The organism is Halomonas sp. V046 (genome assembly GCF_052645355.1).
The window spans coordinates 23,727-39,573 of sequence record NZ_JBQXYF010000013.1 but is presented as its reverse complement, the minus strand read 5'-3'; the positions used below and the strand labels follow the sequence as shown (position 1 = coordinate 39,573).

Sequence of the window (15,847 nt, the reverse complement as noted above, 5' to 3'; positions counted from 1 at the left end):
CACCTCCCCCTCCTACCCACACTCACCCCGGATGGGGTATGAGCAATAGCGCGGCACCACCCCACGACCGGCCCTTCTGCGCTATTGTATGTATTATTTGTATGATCTACGCTACAGCCGCATCGACGGACACGACCAGCGCGGCACTGCCATATGCACGTCGCCGCGAACATGCGACAACAGGGCCGGGAAACATGGAAAACGACAATGAACTAGGCCCGAAGGAGCGCCTCAAGCAGCACGTTCAGAGCCTGGTACTGGCGACGATGAAGCGCCACGACTGGAGTCAATCGGACCTGGCTCGCCGAGCGGGGATGCCGCGCAACAACATCAGCCTCTACGCCAGAGGAAGGTCCATCCCAAGCTATGAACACGCGGTGAAGCTGTCTCGGGTACTGCGAGTCGACCCGGCGGAGCTGACCGGCATCGCCGAAGCCCAGGAGCGTGCCGGCGAAGACGATGTGGTCGACGTCAAGAGCACCGCCAACGGCAAGTACCTGCTGTCGTTGCGCAAGGAGCTATCTTCTAGCCAACTCACTCGCTTTCTCGAGCTACTCGATCAGATCAATCGCGAAGACGAAAGCGCCAGAGCGGCACAAAGATCCCACGCAGGTCAGGCCTAGATGCTGTCGAGCTAGGCCGACGGACGCGACGAGAAGCCCGGCCGCGATATCAAAAAAAACCGGCTCCGTAAGGAGCCGGTTTGGTTCGTGGAGCGGATGCCGCAAGGATTACTCCTCGCCGGCCGCCTCTTCCACGACGGGGCGATCGACCAATTCGACATAGGCCATGGGCGCATTATCGCCGGTGCGGAAGCCGCACTTGAGGATACGGACGTAACCGCCCGGACGCTCGACGTAACGCGGACCCAGCTCGTTGAAGAGCTTGCCGACCGCTTCTTTGGAGCGGGTGCGGCTGAAGGCCAGACGACGGTTGGCGACGCTGTCCTGCTTGGCCAGGGTGATCAGCGGCTCGATGTGACGACGCAGCTCCTTGGCCTTGGGCAGGGTTGTCTTGATGACCTCGTGCTCGACCAGCGACACGCTCATGTTCTGGAACATGGCCTGGCGATGCGAGCTGGTACGATTGAGGTGACGACCACTCTTACGATGACGCATGGTTGTAATTCCTTACCAAACTGGGACTCGAGCCGACGCTCAGGCGGTGGCCTTGTCGTCCTTCAGGCTAGCCGGCGGCCAATTTTCCAGCCGCATGCCGAGGGATAGACCACGTGCTGCCAACACATCCTTGATTTCATTCAAGGACTTCTTACCGAGATTCGGTGTCTTCAACAGCTCAACTTCGGTGCGCTGAATCAGATCGCCGATGTAATAGATGTTCTCGGCCTTGAGGCAGTTGGCGCTACGAACGGTCAACTCGAGATCGTCTACGGGACGCAGCAGGATCGGATCGATATGATCCTCTTCCTCAACCACTTCCTGTTCCTTGTCGGCTTCCAGGTCGACGAACGCAGCCAGCTGCTCTTGCAGGATGGTTGCGCTGCGACGGATCGCCTCTTCCGGATCCAGGGTGCCGTCGGTTTCCAGATCGATGATCAGCTTGTCGAGGTCGGTGCGCTGTTCCACGCGGGCCGCTTCGACAGAATAGGAAACACGACGCACAGGGCTGAAGGTTGCATCCAGCTGCAGGCGACCGATGGCACGTGATTCGTCGTCGGCTTCGCTGCGGACGTCCGCAGGCTCGTAACCGCGACCACGGGCAATCTTGAGCTGCATCTTCAGCTCAGCGCCTTCATTGATATGGGCGATGACGTGCTCGGGATTGACGATGTCGACGTCGTGATCGACGGCGATGTCACCCGCAGTGACGACGGCCGGGCCCTGCTTGTTCAGCGAGAGCACCGCCTCGTCGCGGCTGTGCATCTTGATCGCCACGTCTTTGAGGTTCAGGAGGATTTCGATGACATCTTCCTGGACACCCTCGATCGCACTGTACTCATGATCGACACCGGCGATCTCGGCTTCCACCACGGCGCAGCCGGGCATGGACGAGAGCAGGATACGACGCAGAGCGTTGCCCAGGGTGTGACCGAAGCCACGCTCGAAGGGCTCGAGAACGATCTTTGCGTGGTGTGCGCTGATCTCTTCGACCTTGATGTCGCGAGGACGGAGAAACTCTGTCACTGAACGCTGCATATGAACACCTTTCAGGCTGCCAAACGGATACTCGATGGTGACCACCGCCCCCCGGAGGGGGCGGTGCAGACAGACCGCTTACTTCGAGTACAGCTCGACGATCAGGTTTTCGTTGATGTCGGCAGTCAGGTCACCGCGTTCAGGCAGAGCCTTGAAAGTGCCTTCCATCTTCTTGGCATCAATCTCGATCCAGGCCACATCGCCACGGTTGGCGGCGATGGACAGGGCGCTCTGGATGCGCGCCTGCTGCTTGGCCTTCTCGCGAATGGAGACCACATCGCCCGGCTTCACCTGGTAGGAGGCCACGTTGACGGTCTTGCCATTGACGGCGATCGCCTTGTGGCTCACCAGCTGGCGTGCCTCGGAGCGCGTGGAGCCAAAGCCCATGCGGTAGACGACGTTATCCAGTCGGGATTCGAGCAGCTGCAGCAACAACTCGCCGGTCGCGCCCTTGAGGCGGGCCGCTTCCTTGTAGTAGTTGCGGAACTGCTTTTCGAGTACGCCGTACATGCGACGCACTTTCTGCTTCTCGCGAAGCTGCAAGCCGTAGTCCGAAAGACGCTGACGGCGCTGGCCGTGCACACCCGGGATCTGCTCGGATTTGCACTTCTTCTCGAAGGGAGTGACACCGCTCTTGAGGAAGAGGTCAGTACCTTCCCGACGAGACAGTTTGCACTTAGGTCCAATATAACGAGCCATGAATCTGTCTCCTTAAACGCGGCGTTTCTTCGGCGGACGGCAGCCATTGTGGGGAATGGGCGTCGCGTCGGTGATGCTCTGCACGCGGAAGCCGGCGGCGTTGAGTGCGCGCACGGCGGATTCACGGCCCGGACCGGGGCCCTTGACCAGCACGTCGACGTTTTTCACACCATACTCGGCTGCAGCGGTCGCTGCACGCTCGCTTGCGACTTGCGCAGCGAACGGGGTGCTCTTGCGAGAACCACGAAAACCCGAACCACCGGCAGTCGCCCAAGAAAGAGCGTTGCCCTGGCGGTCTGTGATCGTAATGATCGTGTTGTTAAAAGAGGCGTGGATATGCGCTACGGCATCCACCACCTGCTTTTTAACCTTTTTACGGTTGCTACGCGGGTTAGCCATGTTGATGTCTATTCCTGTCTTTACGCCAGAACGTGCGTGTTATTTGCGGATCGGCTTACGCGGTCCCTTACGGGTACGCGCGTTGGTCTTGGTACGCTGACCACGCAGCGGAAGACCACGACGATGACGCAGACCACGATAGCAACCCAAGTCCATGAGACGCTTGATGTTAAGCGTGACATCACGGCGAAGGTCGCCTTCAACGGTATACTTGCCGACTTCACTACGCAGGGTGTCGACTTCTTCAGAAGACAGATCCTGGATCTTGGTGGTCGGCGCTATGCCGGCCGCGGCACAGATATCCTGCGCGCGGGTACGGCCAATCCCGAAGATGTAGGTCAGCGAGATCGCCGCATGCTTGTTATCCGGGATATTGACGCCTGCAATACGGGCCATCAGCTTACTCCGAAGTTTGAGCGGCTTGCTCGGTTAATCAACTACAAAAGGCGCAATAGCATACCCCCTTCCCTCCTAAAGGGCAAGGGGCATGCCAGCACCCGGTTCAGTTCAGCCCAGGATCAACCCTGGCGCTGCTTGTGCCGCGGTTCGATGCAGATGACGCGGACAGCGCCATTGCGACGAATGATCTTGCAATTGCGGCACATTTTCTTTACGGAAGCTCGAACTTTCATCGTTCTTTCTCCAAATCCGGCCAGCGGCGCGCGCTCAGCGCATGATGCCGCCACCACCGTAGCCTTTCAGGTTGGACTTCTTCATCACCGATTCGTACTGGTGCGACATGAGATGCGATTGCACCTGGGCCATGAAGTCCATGATGACCACTACCACGATCAGAAGCGACGTACCGCCAAAGAAAAACGGCACGTTCCAGGCCACGATCAGGAACTGGGGCATCAGGGAAACCGCAGTGATGTAGAGGGCGCCGAACAGGGTCAGACGAGTCATGACCTTGTCGACATAGCGAGCGGTCTGCTCACCGGGGCGAATACCCGGAAGGAAAGCACCCGACTTCTTGAGGTTGTCGGCCACGTCCTTCGGATTGAAGACCAGCGCTGTGTAAAAGAAGCAGAAGAATACCACCGCCGCCGCGAAAAGCAAGATATACAAGGGCTGTCCAGGCGCCAGGGCCTGAGAAGCACGCTGCAGCCACTCCATTCCATCGCCGGCGCCGACCCATTGGCCGAGCGACGCGGGGAACAGCAGGATGCTCGAGGCGAAGATCGCGGGGATGACACCCGCCATGTTGACCTTGAGCGGTAGATAGCTGCTCTGCCCTGCATACATCTTGTTGCCGACCTGGCGACGCGGGTAGTTCACCGTAATACGACGCTGGCCGCGCTCGATGAACACGACGAACGCCACGGTGGCGACCCCCAGAAGGGAAAGCGCCAACAGCGGCAACACGTTCCACGCACCCTCGTTGCGGGCAAGCTCGAAAGCCTGACCCACAGCCCCAGGGAGGCCAGCGACGATACCCGAGAAGATCAGCAGCGAAATGCCATTGCCGATGCCCTTCTCGGTGATCTGCTCACCCAGCCACATCAGGAACACCGCGCCACACACGAAGGTGATGATGGCGGTGAAGTAGAAACTGAAGTCGGCCGAGTAGGCGATGCCTTGGCTCGCCAGGCCCACGGACATGCCGGAGGCCTGAACGAAGGCCAGCACCACCGTGCCGTAGCGCGTGTACTGGCTAATCTTGCGGCGACCGCCCTCCCCTTCCTTCTTCAACTGCTCGAGGTGGGGCGACACGGCGGTCAGGAGCTGCATGATAATCGACGCCGAGATATAGGGCATGATGCCCAGGGCGAGGATACTCATACGCTCCAGGGCACCGCCCGAGAACATGTTGAACATGCCCAGGATGGTGCCCTGCTGCTCCCTGAACAAGGCAGCAAGCTGGTCAGGATTGATACCGGGAACGGGGATGTGGGCACCGATACGGTAGACCACTATGGCGAGGAGCACGAAGCGCAGACGCGCCCACAGTTCACTCAGACCGCTGCCCATCGCCGGCATGTTTCCTGACTTGGCCATTTAGTCCTCTACCTTGCCACCGGCGGCTTCGATCGCTGCGCGGGCACCCTTGGTGACCTTGACGCCGCGAACGGTAACCGCCTTGTTCAGTTCGCCGGAAAGGATCACCTTGGCATGCTGCGTGGCGTCCTTCAGCACGTTGGCTTCCTTGAGGCTGTCCATGGTGACTTCGTCACCCGCGACCTTGGCCAGTTCGGCCAGGCGGACTTCCTCGGAAACCAGCGACTTGGCGGAGGTGAAGCCAAACTTCGGCAGACGACGCTGCAGAGGCATCTGACCGCCCTCGAAGCCGGGCTTGACGCTGCCGCCGCTGCGCGACTTCTGGCCCTTGTGGCCACGGCCACCGGTCTTACCAAGACCGGAACCGATGCCACGACCGACGCGCTTCTCGGCGTGCTTGGAGCCCGGTGCCGGGCTCAGGCTATTGAGTTTCATGGATTACTCTCCCTCAACACGCACAAGGTAATTAACCTTGTGGATCATGCCGCGAACGGCAGGGGTGTCTTCCAGTTCAACCGTATGACCAATGCGACGCAGGCCGAGGCCTTTCATAGTGGCCTTATGCTTGGCCAACACGCCGATGGTGCTGCGGATCTGGGTAACCTTGATCGTTGCTGCCATGGTGCCTTACCCCGTGATCGCTTCGACTGAGAGACCGCGCTTGGCGGCCACGTCTTCCGGCGACTGCATGGATGACAGGCCGTTGACGGTCGCACGCACCACGTTCACCGGATTGGTGGAGCCGTAGCACTTGGCCAGGACGTTGTGCACGCCAGCCAGCTCCAGCACGGAGCGCATGGCGCCACCGGCGATGATGCCGGTACCGTCAGAGGCCGGCTGCATGTACACCTTGGAGGCGCCGTGACGGGCCTTGACCGGGTACTGCAGCGTGCCATTGATCAGGTTGACCTTGACCATGTTACGGCGCGCTTGATCCATCGCTTTCTGGATCGCGACCGGCACTTCACGCGCCTTGCCACGACCGAAACCGACACGACCGTTACCGTCACCAACGACAGTCAGAGCGGTGAAGCCGAAAATACGGCCACCCTTGACCACCTTGGCGACGCGGTTGACCTGCACGAGCTTTTCCTGCAGATCTCCGCTGTTCTGTTCGTTCTTCGCCATCGTAAAACCCTTTAGAATTCCAGGCCGCCTTCACGAGCGGCGTCGGCCAGGGCCTTGACACGACCGTGGTACTTGAAGCCAGCACGATCGAAGGCCACCTGGGTGATGCCCGCTTCCTTGGCGCGTTCGGCAATCAGCGCGCCAACCTTGGAGGCGGCATCGCTGTTACCGGTCGAACCCTCGCGAAGGGCCTTGTCCAGCGTGGAAGCGCTGGCGAGGACCTTGGCACCATCCGGCGAGATGATCTGCGCATAGATGTGGCGAGGCGTACGGTTGACGCACAGGCGAAACACGCCCAGCTCGCGCATTTTTGCGCGAGCGCGGCGGGCACGACGGAGACGAGATTCTTTCTTCGCGTTCATAACCCTGCCTTACTTCTTCTTGGCTTCTTTACGGCGGACCTGCTCATCCGCGTACCGGACACCCTTACCCTTGTAGGGTTCAGGCGGACGGAAGGCGCGGATTTCCGCAGCGACCTGGCCGAGCTTCTGCTTGTCCGCGCTCTTCAGCACGATGATGGTGTTCTTGGGCGTTTCCGCCACCACGCCATCAGGCAGTTGATAGTCGACCGGGTGTGAGAAGCCCAGTGTCAGGTTGAGCGTCTGGCCTTTCGCTTGTGCGCGATAACCGACGCCGATGATTTCGAGTGACTTCGTAAAGCCCTCGGACACGCCGGTGACCAGGTTCTGGACCAGGGCACGGGTGGTGCCGACCATCGCCCAGCTCTTAGCAGACTCGCTAGGCTGGAAGGTCAGCTGACCGTCTTCCTGGCCGATCACGACATCGCCGTGAACAGACATGGAAAGGGTGCCCTGACCGCCCTTGGCGGTCAGCTTGTCGCCGTCGATCTTGATATCGACGCCGGCAGGCACTTTAACCGGATATTTGGCTACGCGGGACATTCCAAACTCCTAGAATACGGTGCAGAGGACTTCGCCGCCGACACCAGCCTCACGGGCCGCGCGATCGGTCATCACACCCTTGGAGGTGGTGACGATAGCGACGCCCAGACCGTCGGCAACCTTCGGCAGCGCATCCTTGCCCTTGTAACTACGAAGGGAAGGCTTGGAAACCCGCTGCAGGTGCTCGATGACCGGCTTGCCTTCAAAGTACTTGAGGCTGACAGTCAGCTCGGGCTTGGCTGATTCGCTAACCGCGAAGTCAGAGATATAACCCTCTTCTTTCAGCACACGGGCCACTTCGATCTTGATCTTGGAGGACGGCATGGTGACCGTCTCCTTGGTGGCCTGCTGCGCATTGCGGATACGAGTGAACATATCCGCCAGAGTGTCTTGCATGCTCATTTACGTTGCGCTCCTGATGAGTCTACGTGGCGTTACCAGCTGGACTTCTTGAGTCCGGGCACGTCGCCACGCATGGCGGCTTCACGCAGCTTGTTACGGCCGAGGCCGAACTTGTTGTAGTAGCCGTGCGGACGGCCAGTGATACGGCAGCGGTTACGCTGACGAACCGGGCTGGAGTCACGCGGCAGCGCCTGCAACTTGAGCTGCGCATCGAAGCGCTCCTCATCGGAAGCGTTCACGTCCTGGATGATCGCCTTGAGCTCGGCACGCTTGGCGGCGTACTTCTCCACCATCTTCGTGCGCTTGAGCTCACGCTCTACCATGCTTTTCTTTGCCATGATCCCACCCTTATTTCTTGAACGGGAAGTTCAGTGCGCTCAGGAGCGCCCGACCTTCGTCATCGGTGTTGGCGGTGGTGGTGATGGTGACATCCAGACCACGAATCCGGTCGATCTTATCATACTCGATCTCCGGGAAGATGATCTGCTCACGCACCCCCATGCTGTAGTTGCCACGACCGTCGAAAGACTTCGGGTTGAGACCACGGAAGTCACGAACGCGGGGGATCGCGATATTCACCAGGCGATCGAGGAAGTCCCACATACGCGCACTGCGCAGTGTGACCTTGACCCCGATCGGCCAGCCTTCACGCACCTTGAAGCCCGCGATGGACTTGCGTGCCTTGGTCACCATCGGCTTCTGACCGGAGAGCTTCTCCAGGTCACCGACGGCAGCGTCGATCAGCTTTTTATCGCTGGTCGCTTCGCCGATACCCATGTTCAGAGTCACCTTGGTGATCCGGGGTACCTGCATAACGTTGGCGTAGCTGAACTGCTCTTTGAGTTGAGCCACCACCTCGTTTTGATAACGTTCTTTCAAGTTCGCCATTTTGCTACCCGACTCACGTTAAGCGTCGATCTGCGCTTGCGTCGACTTGTAGATACGTACCTTGGTACCGTCTTCGTTCACCTGGAAGCCGACGCGATCCGCCTTGCCGGTCTCCTGATTGAAGATGGCCACGTTGGACGCGTGAATCGGAGCCTCGCGCTCGACGATACCGCCTTGATTTCCCGCCATGGGATTGGGCTTGGTGTGACGCTTGATCATGTTCACACCGGACACCACATAGCGATCGTCCTTGAGGACGCTCTTGATGGTGCCGCGCTTGCCCTTATCCTTCCCGGCGATGACGATCACTTCATCGTCACGTTTGATCTTTTGCATATCCGCCTCGCTCCTTACAGCACTTCAGGCGCCAAGGAAATGATCTTCATGAACTTCTCGTTGCGAAGCTCACGGGTCACCGGCCCGAAGATACGGGTACCGATCGGCTGTTCGTTGGTGTTGTTCAACAGAACCGCCGCATTTCCATCGAAGCGAATCAGCGAACCGTCACTACGACGGACGCCACTACGGGTACGGACAACTACCGCCTTCAGCACCTGGCCTTTCTTGACCTTGCCGCGCGGAATAGCTTCCTTCACCGTGACTTTGATGACATCACCAACGCGAGCGTAACGACGGTGTGAACCGCCCAGCACCTTGATGCATTGCACCCGGCGCGCTCCGCTGTTGTCGGCGACATCCAGCATTGTCTGAGTCTGAATCATCGGTTTTCTCCAAACCTAATCTGACTGCTCGGAGTTGATGGCACCAGGCCGATCAACCCTTGGCCTGTTCGACGACCTCGACCAGGGTCCAGGCCTTCTTCTTGGACAGCGGACGGCATTCCTGAATGGAAACCGTGTCGCCGGCCTTCGCCTGGTTGGACTCGTCGTGGGCGTGCAGCTTGGTGGAGCGCTTAACATATTTGCCGTAGATCGGGTGGCGCTCGCGACGCTCGATCATTACCACGATGGACTTGTCCATCTTGTCGCTCACCACTTTACCGGTGAGCATACGGGCTTTTTTCTCTTCGGCCATCTCAAACACCTGCCTTCTCGTTGAGCACAGTCTTCACACGGGCGATATCCCGACGAACCTGCTTGAGCAGATGAGTCTGGCTCAACTGGCCGGTGGCCTTCTGCATGCGCAGGTTGAACTGCTCGCGGAGGAGTTCAAAGAGCCGCTCCTTGAGCTGCTCTGCTGACTTTTCACGAATTTCCTGGGCTTTCATCACATCACCGTCCGTTTCACAAAGGTGGTGGAGACCGGGAACTTCTGGGCAGCCAGGGCGAATGCCTCGCGAGCCAGCTCCTCGGAAACGCCTTCGATCTCGTACAGGACACGGCCGGGCTGAATCTGTGCGACCCAGTACTCGACGGAGCCCTTACCCTTACCCATCCGGACTTCCAACGGCTTCTTGGAAATCGGCTTGTCCGGGAAGACACGGATCCAGATCTTCCCGCCACGCTTGACGTGACGAGTGATGGCACGACGGCCAGCTTCGATCTGACGGGCGGTGACGCGACCGCGACCAGTGGCCTTGAGGCCAAACTCGCCGAAGCTGATCTTGCTTCCGCGATGCGCCAGGCCACGGTTGCGGCCCTTCTGCATCTTGCGGAATTTCATACGCTTAGGTTGTAACATCGACTCGCTCTCCCCTTACCTGGAACCTTTCTTCTTGGAGGGTGCGGATGCCGGCTGCTTGGCCTTCGCACGAACCTCCTCGATGCCCCCGAGGATTTCACCTTTGAAGACCCAGACCTTGACACCGATGATGCCGTAGGTGGTCTTTGCTTCAAAGGCAGCGTAATCGATGTCCGCACGCAGGGTATGCAGCGGAACACGACCTTCGCGGTACCACTCGGTGCGGGCAATTTCCGCGCCGCCGAGGCGACCGGAGAGCTGCACCTTGATGCCGCCTGCGCCCAGACGCATAGCGTTCTGAACGGCACGCTTCATGGCGCGACGGAACATCACGCGACGCTCAAGCTGGCCGGCAATGTTCTGCGCGACGAGCATGGCATCCAGTTCCGGCTTGCGAACTTCCTCGATGTTGACGTGAACGGGCACGCCCATCATCTCGGTCACGTCGCGACGCAGGCGATCGACGTCTTCGCCCTTCTTGCCAATCACGATGCCCGGACGGGCGGTGTGAATGGTGATGCGCGCGTTGTTCGCGGGACGCTCGATGGTGATTTTGCTAACGGAGGCGTTTTTCAGACGCTCTTCCAGAAAGCTACGCACCGCGAGGTCGTTATTGAGCTTATCGGCATAGGCGCCGCGCTCGGCGTACCAGACTGAGGTATGGTCTTTGACGATACCCAGTCGGATGCCTGTTGGATTGACTTTCTGACCCATCTGGTCGACTCCTACTTCTCGGCTACCTTGACGGTGATGTGGCAAGTGCGCTTCAAAATGCGATCCGCGCGGCCTTTGGCACGCGGCTTGATGCGCTTGAGCGTCATGCCCTCATCGACACAGATGGTCGAGACACGCAGCTCGTCGATGTCCATGCCGTTATTTTCTTCCGCATTCGCAATGGCGGACTGAAGCACCTTTTTGACCAGCTTCGCCGCCTTCTTCGGGGAGAAGGTCAGCAGGTCGAGCGCTTCGGCGACAGGCTTACCGCGCACCTGATCAGCCACCAAACGGGCCTTCTGGGCGGATAAACTGGCGCCACGCAGCTTTGCTGTGACTTCCATCTCTTAATCCTCTCTGGCTTACCGTTTGGCTTTCTTGTCCGCCGCATGACCGCGATAGGTGCGGGTAGCAGCGAATTCGCCCAGCTTGTGGCCAACCATTTCCTCGGAGACGTGCACCGGGACGTGTTGGCGACCGTTATGGACTGCAATGGTGAGCCCGACCATATTGGGCAGGACCATAGAACGACGCGACCAGGTCTTGATCGGTTTGCGATCGTTCTTTTCCGCTGCAGTCTCAACCTTTTTCAGCAGATGAAGGTCAATGAAAGGACCTTTCTTCAGTGAACGTGGCACAGCCGTTACCTCTTAATGTCTTGGCGTGGGATCTTAACCGCGAGCCTTACGGCGGCGGACGATCAGCTTGTCGGTGCGCTTGTTCTTGCGGGTCTTGTGGCCCTTGGTGGGCATACCCCACGGGGACACCGGATGACGACCACCACTGGTGCGGCCTTCACCACCACCGTGCGGGTGGTCCACCGGGTTCATGGCGACACCGCGAACGGTAGGACGCACACCTCTCCAGCGCTTCGCACCGGCCTTGCCAAGTTGACGCAGGCTGTGCTCAGAATTGCTCACTTCACCCAGGGTGGCACGGCACTCGGCCAGCACCTTGCGCATCTCGCCGGAGCGCAGACGCAGGGTGGCGTAGTTGCCTTCACGAGCCACCAGCTGGGCGCTGGTACCGGCGCTGCGTGCGATCTGAGCGCCCTTACCAGGCTTCAGCTCGATGCAGTGCACCGTGGAACCCAACGGGATGTTGCGCAACGGCATGGCGTTGCCCTTCTTGATCGGCGCATTGACGCCAGACTCAAGACGGTCACCAGCACTCACGCCCTTGGGCGCGATGATGTAGCGACGCTCACCGTCGAGGTACTTCAGCAGAGCGATGTGAGCGCTACGGTTCGGATCGTGCTCGAGGCGCTCAACGACGGCCGGAACGCCATCCTTGGTGCGCTTGAAGTCGATCAAACGGTAGTGCTGACGGTGCCCACCGCCCACGTGGCGGGTAGTGATGCGACCGTGGTTGTTACGGCCACCGGACTTGGACTGTTTCTCGAGCAGCGGCGCGTAGGCGCGGCCCTTGTACAGTTCTTCACCAACGATCTTGACGACGTGGCGACGACCGGCGGATGTGGGTTTTGTCTTGACGATTGCCATGATCCGTACTCCTGCCTTTACTCGGCGCCAGAGAAGTCTTCAAGCGTCTCGCCGGCGGCCAGTGTCACGTACGCCTTGCGATAACCCTTGCGCATACCAACACCATGCGCAGTACGCTTGGTCTTGCCCTTCACGTTCAGCACTTGAACGCTTGCGACCTTCTTGCCGAACAGTTCCTGTACGGCGGTCTTGATTTCGGGCTTGGTTGCGTCGCCTGCCACCTTGAACACGTACTGGTTACGCTCGGCGGCCATGGCGGCCTTCTCGGTCACGTGCGGACCAAGCAGAACCTTGAATACACGTTCCTGGTTCATGCCAGCTTCTCCTCGAATTTGCGCAGAGCGGAGACGGTAGCCAGGACCTTGTCGAAGGCGACCAGGCTAACCGGGTCGGCGGCGGCGACGTCCACGACATCCACGTTCGGGATATTGCGGGCGGCCAGGTACAGGTTCTCGTCGACTTCTTCAGTGACGATCAGCACCTTCTCCAGACCCATCTCGCTGAGCTTTGAGACCAGCTGCTTGGTTTTCGGTGACTCGACGCTGAAGTTCTCAACCGCGACAAGACGTTCCTGACGGACCAGCTCGGACAGAATCGAGCGCATGGCCGCACGGTACATCTTGCGGTTGACCTTCTGGGAGTGGTCCTGCGGACGGGCCGCGAAGGTCACACCACCGCTGCGCCAGATCGGCGAACGAATGGTGCCGGCGCGAGCGCGGCCGGTGCCCTTCTGGCGCCACGGCTTCTTGCCGCCACCACGGACGTCGGAACGGTTCTTCTGAGCGCGGGTACCCTGACGACCACCGGCCAGATAGGCGGTGACGACCTGATGCACGAGCGCTTCATTGAATTCTTTGCCAAAGGTAGCGTCAGAGAGCTCAACGGTCCCTTCGCTTGCACCTGCAAGATTCAGATTCATCGGTATTTTCCCCTTCAGCCAGCTTTGACGGCGCTGCGCACGATGACATCACTGCCGGTGGCACCAGGAACGGCACCCTTGATCAGCAGCAGGTTGCGCTCGGCATCGACACGGACGACTTCCAGGCTCTGGACGGTGCAGCGGGCGTTGCCCATCTGGCCGGCCATCTTCTTGCCCTTGAATACGCGACCCGGGGTCTGGCACATGCCGATGGAACCCGGTGCACGGTGGGACAAGGAGTTACCGTGGGTGTTGTCCTGGGTACGGAAGTTCCAGCGCTTAACAGCGCCCTGGAAGCCCTTACCCTTGGAGGTGCCGACGACGTCAACACTCTGCCCAGCTTCGAAGAGGGATACGGTGAGGGAGCCACCCACTTCCGGAGCTTCCTCGCCTTCAACCAGGCGAAACTCCATCAGCGAACGACCAGCCTCGACACCTGCCTTTGCGTACTGGCCAGCTTGGGCCTTGGACAGATGCTTGGCTTTGCGGGAACCAGTTGTGACCTGAACCGCGGCGTAACCGTCAGTCTCGACGGACTTGACGCAAGTTACACGGTTAGGCTCAACCTCGATAACGGTCACGGGCACGGATGCACCGTCTTCGGTGAAGACACGGGTCATCCCGGCCTTCCTACCGACTAAACCGATAGTCATTCTCAGTCTCCTATAGTGTACGGGGCTATCACCCGCTATGGCTGCCCTTTCCAGAGCATTCCACTAGCACGTTGTATGACGCCATCCCGGCGTGGCGGCTGCTGATCCTCAGACGAAAGCGCGAGGAACGCTGGGCCGCATGTGTCTAGTGTGATATCAGTCGAGCTTGATCTGCACGTCCACGCCAGCGGCGAGGTCGAGCTTCATCAGCGCATCAACGGTCTTTTCGGTCGGCTCAACGATATCGAGCACGCGCTTGTGGGTACGAATCTCATACTGATCACGAGCGTCCTTGTTCACGTGCGGAGAAATCAGCACGGTGTAACGCTCGCGATTGGTCGGCAGAGGAATCGGACCACGAACCTGGGCGCCAGTGCGCTTGGCGGTATCAACGATCTCCGCGGCAGACTGATCGATCAGGCGATGGTCGAAAGCCTTCAACCGAATGCGAATCTTCTGGTTCTGCATTGCCCTAACTCCAATGGATCTTGACGGCGCGAGCCGTCAACCCACGCATTCAAAGGATGCGCATTATATGCGCGCAGCCACCGAGAGTCAAACCCTCAATGACAACGCGCAGAAAAGGGGGCTCCTTGCGGAGCCCCCTTCTGTCGTCAAGCGTCGCGCTTACTCGACAATCTTGGCCACAACGCCGGCGCCGACGGTACGGCCGCCTTCACGAATGGCGAAGCGCAGACCTTCGTCCATGGCGATCGGGGCGATCAGGTTGACAACCATCTGGACGTTGTCACCCGGCATGACCATCTCGACGCCTTCCGGCAGCTCACAAGTACCAGTGATGTCGGTGGTACGGAAGTAGAACTGCGGACGATAGCCCTTGAAGAACGGCGTGTGACGACCACCTTCGTCCTTGGACAGCACGTACACTTCCGCTTCAAACTTGGTGTGCGGAGTGATGGTGCCCGGCTTGGCCAGCACCTGGCCACGCTCGACGTCGTCACGCTTGGTGCCGCGCAGCAGCGCGCCGACGTTCTCGCCTGCACGACCTTCGTCGAGCAGCTTGCGGAACATCTCGACACCGGTAACGGTGGTCTTGGTGGTGTCGCGGATACCGACGATTTCGACTTCTTCGCCAGCCTTCACGATGCCACGCTCGACACGACCGGTCACAACGGTACCGCGACCAGAGATGGAGAACACGTCTTCGATCGGCATCAAGAACGGCTGATCGATGGCACGCTCCGGCTCCGGGATGTACTCGTCGAGGGCCTTGATCAGGTTGGCGACGGCGGTGGTACCCATGCCGTTGTCATCCTTGCCTTCGAGAGCCATCAGGGCAGAACCGGTGATGATCGGGGTGTCGTCGCCCGGGAAGTCGTACATGGACAGCAGTTCACGCACTTCCATCTCGACCAGCTCAAGCAGCTCTTCGTCGTCGACCATGTCGGCCTTGTTCAGGAACACGACGATGAACGGCACGCCGACCTGACGCGACAGCAGGATGTGCTCGCGAGTCTGCGGCATGGGGCCGTCAGCGGCAGAACAGACCAGGATAGCGCCGTCCATCTGGGCAGCACCGGTGATCATGTTCTTGACGTAGTCGGCGTGGCCGGGGCAGTCGACGTGTGCGTAGTGACGCACTTCAGACTGATACTCGACGTGAGAGGTAGCGATGGTAATACCACGCTCACGCTCTTCCGGAGCATTGTCGATAGTGTCGAACTCGCGCCAGTCACCGCCGAAGACCTCGGCAGAAACGCGGGTCAGGGCCGCCGTCAGGGTCGTCTTACCGTGGTCGACGTGACCGATGGTGCCGACGTTGACGTGCGGTTTGGAACGTTCGAATTTTTCCTTAGCCACTGCTATGACCTCTTTACGTTAGCTA

Annotated in this window: 30 protein-coding genes; 1 reads left to right on the top strand and 29 read right to left on the bottom strand. The window is 59.6% G+C overall.

Features of this window, described 5'->3' with window-relative positions:
* Nucleotides 1-194: 194 nt before the first annotated feature.
* Complete coding sequence (locus ACUN9Y_RS17180) at nt 195-623, top strand: helix-turn-helix domain-containing protein (protein WP_445461941.1); 429 nt, start codon at nt 195-197, stop codon at nt 621-623.
* Nucleotides 624-731: 108 nt separating this feature from the next.
* Here the strand turns inward: ACUN9Y_RS17180 and rplQ are convergent, their stop codons facing one another.
* The 29 genes from rplQ to tuf all read right to left on the bottom strand — a co-directional run bounded on the left by rplQ (nt 732) and on the right by tuf (nt 15,822).
* Entirely contained in the window at nt 732-1,118 is a 387-nt protein-coding gene (gene rplQ, locus ACUN9Y_RS17175) for a 50S ribosomal protein L17 (RefSeq protein ID WP_445461940.1), read from the bottom strand.
* A 39-nt stretch (nt 1,119-1,157) separates the two neighbouring features.
* The gene (locus ACUN9Y_RS17170; protein ID WP_445462040.1) at nt 1,158-2,156 is read right to left on the bottom strand and encodes a DNA-directed RNA polymerase subunit alpha; all 999 of its coding nucleotides are present in this window, start codon (nt 2,154-2,156) and stop codon (nt 1,158-1,160) included.
* Between the two features lie 78 nt (nt 2,157-2,234).
* Nucleotides 2,235-2,855, bottom strand: a complete 621-nt coding sequence (gene rpsD, locus ACUN9Y_RS17165; protein WP_445461939.1) for a 30S ribosomal protein S4 — start codon at nt 2,853-2,855, stop codon at nt 2,235-2,237.
* Nucleotides 2,856-2,867: 12 nt separating this feature from the next.
* Nucleotides 2,868-3,254 (bottom strand): 30S ribosomal protein S11, encoded by a 387-nt coding sequence (gene rpsK, locus ACUN9Y_RS17160; RefSeq protein WP_013331014.1) that lies wholly within the window; start codon nt 3,252-3,254, stop codon nt 2,868-2,870.
* A 39-nt stretch (nt 3,255-3,293) separates the two neighbouring features.
* On the bottom strand, nt 3,294-3,650 hold the full coding sequence (gene rpsM, locus ACUN9Y_RS17155) for a 30S ribosomal protein S13 (protein WP_445461938.1): 357 nt from the start codon (nt 3,648-3,650) through the stop codon (nt 3,294-3,296).
* 122 nt (nt 3,651-3,772) lie between these two features.
* Nucleotides 3,773-3,886, bottom strand: a complete 114-nt coding sequence (gene rpmJ, locus ACUN9Y_RS17150; RefSeq protein WP_009099023.1) for a 50S ribosomal protein L36 — start codon at nt 3,884-3,886, stop codon at nt 3,773-3,775.
* Between the two features lie 34 nt (nt 3,887-3,920).
* On the bottom strand, nt 3,921-5,252 hold the full coding sequence (gene secY, locus ACUN9Y_RS17145; RefSeq protein WP_445461937.1) for a preprotein translocase subunit SecY: 1,332 nt from the start codon (nt 5,250-5,252) through the stop codon (nt 3,921-3,923).
* Nucleotides 5,253-5,687, bottom strand: a complete 435-nt coding sequence (gene rplO, locus ACUN9Y_RS17140) for a 50S ribosomal protein L15 (RefSeq protein WP_445461936.1) — start codon at nt 5,685-5,687, stop codon at nt 5,253-5,255. It abuts the gene before it with no gap.
* 3 nt (nt 5,688-5,690) lie between these two features.
* Entirely contained in the window at nt 5,691-5,873 is a 183-nt protein-coding gene (gene rpmD, locus ACUN9Y_RS17135) for a 50S ribosomal protein L30 (RefSeq protein ID WP_386774005.1), read from the bottom strand.
* 6 nt (nt 5,874-5,879) lie between these two features.
* Entirely contained in the window at nt 5,880-6,380 is a 501-nt protein-coding gene (rpsE, locus tag ACUN9Y_RS17130; RefSeq protein ID WP_445461935.1) for a 30S ribosomal protein S5, read from the bottom strand.
* An 11-nt stretch (nt 6,381-6,391) separates the two neighbouring features.
* Complete coding sequence (gene rplR, locus ACUN9Y_RS17125; protein WP_445461934.1) at nt 6,392-6,742, bottom strand: 50S ribosomal protein L18; 351 nt, start codon at nt 6,740-6,742, stop codon at nt 6,392-6,394.
* A 9-nt stretch (nt 6,743-6,751) separates the two neighbouring features.
* On the bottom strand, nt 6,752-7,282 hold the full coding sequence (rplF, locus tag ACUN9Y_RS17120; protein ID WP_445461933.1) for a 50S ribosomal protein L6: 531 nt from the start codon (nt 7,280-7,282) through the stop codon (nt 6,752-6,754).
* Between the two features lie 9 nt (nt 7,283-7,291).
* A complete protein-coding gene (gene rpsH, locus ACUN9Y_RS17115; protein WP_445461932.1) occupies nt 7,292-7,684 on the bottom strand; it encodes a 30S ribosomal protein S8 in 393 nt (130 codons plus the stop codon).
* A gap of 32 nt (nt 7,685-7,716) precedes the next feature.
* Complete coding sequence (gene rpsN / locus ACUN9Y_RS17110; RefSeq protein ID WP_445461931.1) at nt 7,717-8,022, bottom strand: 30S ribosomal protein S14; 306 nt, start codon at nt 8,020-8,022, stop codon at nt 7,717-7,719.
* Between the two features lie 10 nt (nt 8,023-8,032).
* Nucleotides 8,033-8,572, bottom strand: a complete 540-nt coding sequence (gene rplE, locus ACUN9Y_RS17105) for a 50S ribosomal protein L5 (RefSeq protein ID WP_445461930.1) — start codon at nt 8,570-8,572, stop codon at nt 8,033-8,035.
* A gap of 18 nt (nt 8,573-8,590) precedes the next feature.
* On the bottom strand, nt 8,591-8,908 hold the full coding sequence (gene rplX / locus ACUN9Y_RS17100) for a 50S ribosomal protein L24 (RefSeq protein WP_445461929.1): 318 nt from the start codon (nt 8,906-8,908) through the stop codon (nt 8,591-8,593).
* Between the two features lie 14 nt (nt 8,909-8,922).
* Nucleotides 8,923-9,294: a 50S ribosomal protein L14 gene (rplN, locus tag ACUN9Y_RS17095; RefSeq protein ID WP_009723896.1), complete on the bottom strand. Its 372-nt coding sequence runs from the start codon at nt 9,292-9,294 to the stop codon at nt 8,923-8,925.
* Nucleotides 9,295-9,346: 52 nt separating this feature from the next.
* Nucleotides 9,347-9,607: a 30S ribosomal protein S17 gene (gene rpsQ, locus ACUN9Y_RS17090; protein ID WP_445461928.1), complete on the bottom strand. Its 261-nt coding sequence runs from the start codon at nt 9,605-9,607 to the stop codon at nt 9,347-9,349.
* 1 nt (nt 9,608) lies between these two features.
* The gene (gene rpmC, locus ACUN9Y_RS17085; RefSeq protein ID WP_445461927.1) at nt 9,609-9,800 is read right to left on the bottom strand and encodes a 50S ribosomal protein L29; all 192 of its coding nucleotides are present in this window, start codon (nt 9,798-9,800) and stop codon (nt 9,609-9,611) included.
* Nucleotides 9,800-10,213 (bottom strand): 50S ribosomal protein L16, encoded by a 414-nt coding sequence (gene rplP, locus ACUN9Y_RS17080; RefSeq protein WP_445461926.1) that lies wholly within the window; start codon nt 10,211-10,213, stop codon nt 9,800-9,802. The genes rpmC and rplP overlap by 1 nt, the downstream gene beginning before the upstream one ends.
* Before the next feature lie 15 nt (nt 10,214-10,228).
* Nucleotides 10,229-10,927: a 30S ribosomal protein S3 gene (gene rpsC / locus ACUN9Y_RS17075; RefSeq protein ID WP_445461925.1), complete on the bottom strand. Its 699-nt coding sequence runs from the start codon at nt 10,925-10,927 to the stop codon at nt 10,229-10,231.
* Nucleotides 10,928-10,938: 11 nt separating this feature from the next.
* On the bottom strand, nt 10,939-11,271 hold the full coding sequence (gene rplV / locus ACUN9Y_RS17070; protein ID WP_445461924.1) for a 50S ribosomal protein L22: 333 nt from the start codon (nt 11,269-11,271) through the stop codon (nt 10,939-10,941).
* Nucleotides 11,272-11,289: 18 nt separating this feature from the next.
* Nucleotides 11,290-11,565, bottom strand: coding sequence for a 30S ribosomal protein S19 (rpsS, locus tag ACUN9Y_RS17065; RefSeq protein WP_445461923.1), 276 nt, complete (start codon nt 11,563-11,565; stop codon nt 11,290-11,292).
* 33 nt (nt 11,566-11,598) lie between these two features.
* The gene (rplB, locus tag ACUN9Y_RS17060) at nt 11,599-12,429 is read right to left on the bottom strand and encodes a 50S ribosomal protein L2 (RefSeq protein ID WP_445461922.1); all 831 of its coding nucleotides are present in this window, start codon (nt 12,427-12,429) and stop codon (nt 11,599-11,601) included.
* A gap of 17 nt (nt 12,430-12,446) precedes the next feature.
* Nucleotides 12,447-12,743 (bottom strand): 50S ribosomal protein L23, encoded by a 297-nt coding sequence (gene rplW / locus ACUN9Y_RS17055; protein ID WP_445461921.1) that lies wholly within the window; start codon nt 12,741-12,743, stop codon nt 12,447-12,449.
* The gene (gene rplD / locus ACUN9Y_RS17050; protein ID WP_445461920.1) at nt 12,740-13,348 is read right to left on the bottom strand and encodes a 50S ribosomal protein L4; all 609 of its coding nucleotides are present in this window, start codon (nt 13,346-13,348) and stop codon (nt 12,740-12,742) included. Before rplD ends, rplW begins: the two co-directional genes overlap by 4 nt.
* Nucleotides 13,349-13,362: 14 nt before the next feature.
* Nucleotides 13,363-14,001: a 50S ribosomal protein L3 gene (rplC, locus tag ACUN9Y_RS17045; protein ID WP_445461919.1), complete on the bottom strand. Its 639-nt coding sequence runs from the start codon at nt 13,999-14,001 to the stop codon at nt 13,363-13,365.
* Between the two features lie 156 nt (nt 14,002-14,157).
* Nucleotides 14,158-14,469 (bottom strand): 30S ribosomal protein S10, encoded by a 312-nt coding sequence (gene rpsJ, locus ACUN9Y_RS17040; RefSeq protein ID WP_010626466.1) that lies wholly within the window; start codon nt 14,467-14,469, stop codon nt 14,158-14,160.
* Between the two features lie 159 nt (nt 14,470-14,628).
* Nucleotides 14,629-15,822, bottom strand: coding sequence for an elongation factor Tu (gene tuf / locus ACUN9Y_RS17035; RefSeq protein WP_445461918.1), 1,194 nt, complete (start codon nt 15,820-15,822; stop codon nt 14,629-14,631).
* Nucleotides 15,823-15,847 lie beyond the last annotated feature (25 nt).

What these genes read in the sequence shown, in the direction of transcription:
- rpsC (WP_445461925.1), bottom strand. Translation starts at nt 10,927, where the DNA reads ATGGGTCAGAAAGTCAATCCAACAGGCATCCGACTGGGTATCGTCAAA.
- rpmD (WP_386774005.1), bottom strand. Translation starts at nt 5,873, where the DNA reads ATGGCAGCAACGATCAAGGTTACCCAGATCCGCAGCACCATCGGCGTG.
- ACUN9Y_RS17180 (WP_445461941.1), top strand. Translation starts at nt 195, where the DNA reads ATGGAAAACGACAATGAACTAGGCCCGAAGGAGCGCCTCAAGCAGCAC.
- rplQ (WP_445461940.1), bottom strand. Translation starts at nt 1,118, where the DNA reads ATGCGTCATCGTAAGAGTGGTCGTCACCTCAATCGTACCAGCTCGCAT.
- rpsK (WP_013331014.1), bottom strand. Translation starts at nt 3,254, where the DNA reads ATGGCTAACCCGCGTAGCAACCGTAAAAAGGTTAAAAAGCAGGTGGTG.
- rplW (WP_445461921.1), bottom strand. Translation starts at nt 12,743, where the DNA reads ATGAACCAGGAACGTGTATTCAAGGTTCTGCTTGGTCCGCACGTGACC.
- rplX (WP_445461929.1), bottom strand. Translation starts at nt 8,908, where the DNA reads ATGCAAAAGATCAAACGTGACGATGAAGTGATCGTCATCGCCGGGAAG.
- rpsH (WP_445461932.1), bottom strand. Translation starts at nt 7,684, where the DNA reads ATGAGCATGCAAGACACTCTGGCGGATATGTTCACTCGTATCCGCAAT.
- rpmC (WP_445461927.1), bottom strand. Translation starts at nt 9,800, where the DNA reads ATGAAAGCCCAGGAAATTCGTGAAAAGTCAGCAGAGCAGCTCAAGGAG.
- rplO (WP_445461936.1), bottom strand. Translation starts at nt 5,687, where the DNA reads ATGAAACTCAATAGCCTGAGCCCGGCACCGGGCTCCAAGCACGCCGAG.
- rpsD (WP_445461939.1), bottom strand. Translation starts at nt 2,855, where the DNA reads ATGGCTCGTTATATTGGACCTAAGTGCAAACTGTCTCGTCGGGAAGGT.
- rpsM (WP_445461938.1), bottom strand. Translation starts at nt 3,650, where the DNA reads ATGGCCCGTATTGCAGGCGTCAATATCCCGGATAACAAGCATGCGGCG.
- secY (WP_445461937.1), bottom strand. Translation starts at nt 5,252, where the DNA reads ATGGCCAAGTCAGGAAACATGCCGGCGATGGGCAGCGGTCTGAGTGAA.
- rplV (WP_445461924.1), bottom strand. Translation starts at nt 11,271, where the DNA reads ATGGAAGTCACAGCAAAGCTGCGTGGCGCCAGTTTATCCGCCCAGAAG.
- rplB (WP_445461922.1), bottom strand. Translation starts at nt 12,429, where the DNA reads ATGGCAATCGTCAAGACAAAACCCACATCCGCCGGTCGTCGCCACGTC.
- rplN (WP_009723896.1), bottom strand. Translation starts at nt 9,294, where the DNA reads ATGATTCAGACTCAGACAATGCTGGATGTCGCCGACAACAGCGGAGCG.
- rpsN (WP_445461931.1), bottom strand. Translation starts at nt 8,022, where the DNA reads ATGGCAAAGAAAAGCATGGTAGAGCGTGAGCTCAAGCGCACGAAGATG.
- rpsJ (WP_010626466.1), bottom strand. Translation starts at nt 14,469, where the DNA reads ATGCAGAACCAGAAGATTCGCATTCGGTTGAAGGCTTTCGACCATCGC.
- rpsE (WP_445461935.1), bottom strand. Translation starts at nt 6,380, where the DNA reads ATGGCGAAGAACGAACAGAACAGCGGAGATCTGCAGGAAAAGCTCGTG.
- rplF (WP_445461933.1), bottom strand. Translation starts at nt 7,282, where the DNA reads ATGTCCCGCGTAGCCAAATATCCGGTTAAAGTGCCTGCCGGCGTCGAT.
- rpsQ (WP_445461928.1), bottom strand. Translation starts at nt 9,607, where the DNA reads ATGGCCGAAGAGAAAAAAGCCCGTATGCTCACCGGTAAAGTGGTGAGC.
- ACUN9Y_RS17170 (WP_445462040.1), bottom strand. Translation starts at nt 2,156, where the DNA reads ATGCAGCGTTCAGTGACAGAGTTTCTCCGTCCTCGCGACATCAAGGTC.
- rplD (WP_445461920.1), bottom strand. Translation starts at nt 13,348, where the DNA reads ATGAATCTGAATCTTGCAGGTGCAAGCGAAGGGACCGTTGAGCTCTCT.
- rplP (WP_445461926.1), bottom strand. Translation starts at nt 10,213, where the DNA reads ATGTTACAACCTAAGCGTATGAAATTCCGCAAGATGCAGAAGGGCCGC.
- rplR (WP_445461934.1), bottom strand. Translation starts at nt 6,742, where the DNA reads ATGAACGCGAAGAAAGAATCTCGTCTCCGTCGTGCCCGCCGCGCTCGC.
- rpmJ (WP_009099023.1), bottom strand. Translation starts at nt 3,886, where the DNA reads ATGAAAGTTCGAGCTTCCGTAAAGAAAATGTGCCGCAATTGCAAGATC.
- rplE (WP_445461930.1), bottom strand. Translation starts at nt 8,572, where the DNA reads ATGGCGAACTTGAAAGAACGTTATCAAAACGAGGTGGTGGCTCAACTC.
- rplC (WP_445461919.1), bottom strand. Translation starts at nt 14,001, where the DNA reads ATGACTATCGGTTTAGTCGGTAGGAAGGCCGGGATGACCCGTGTCTTC.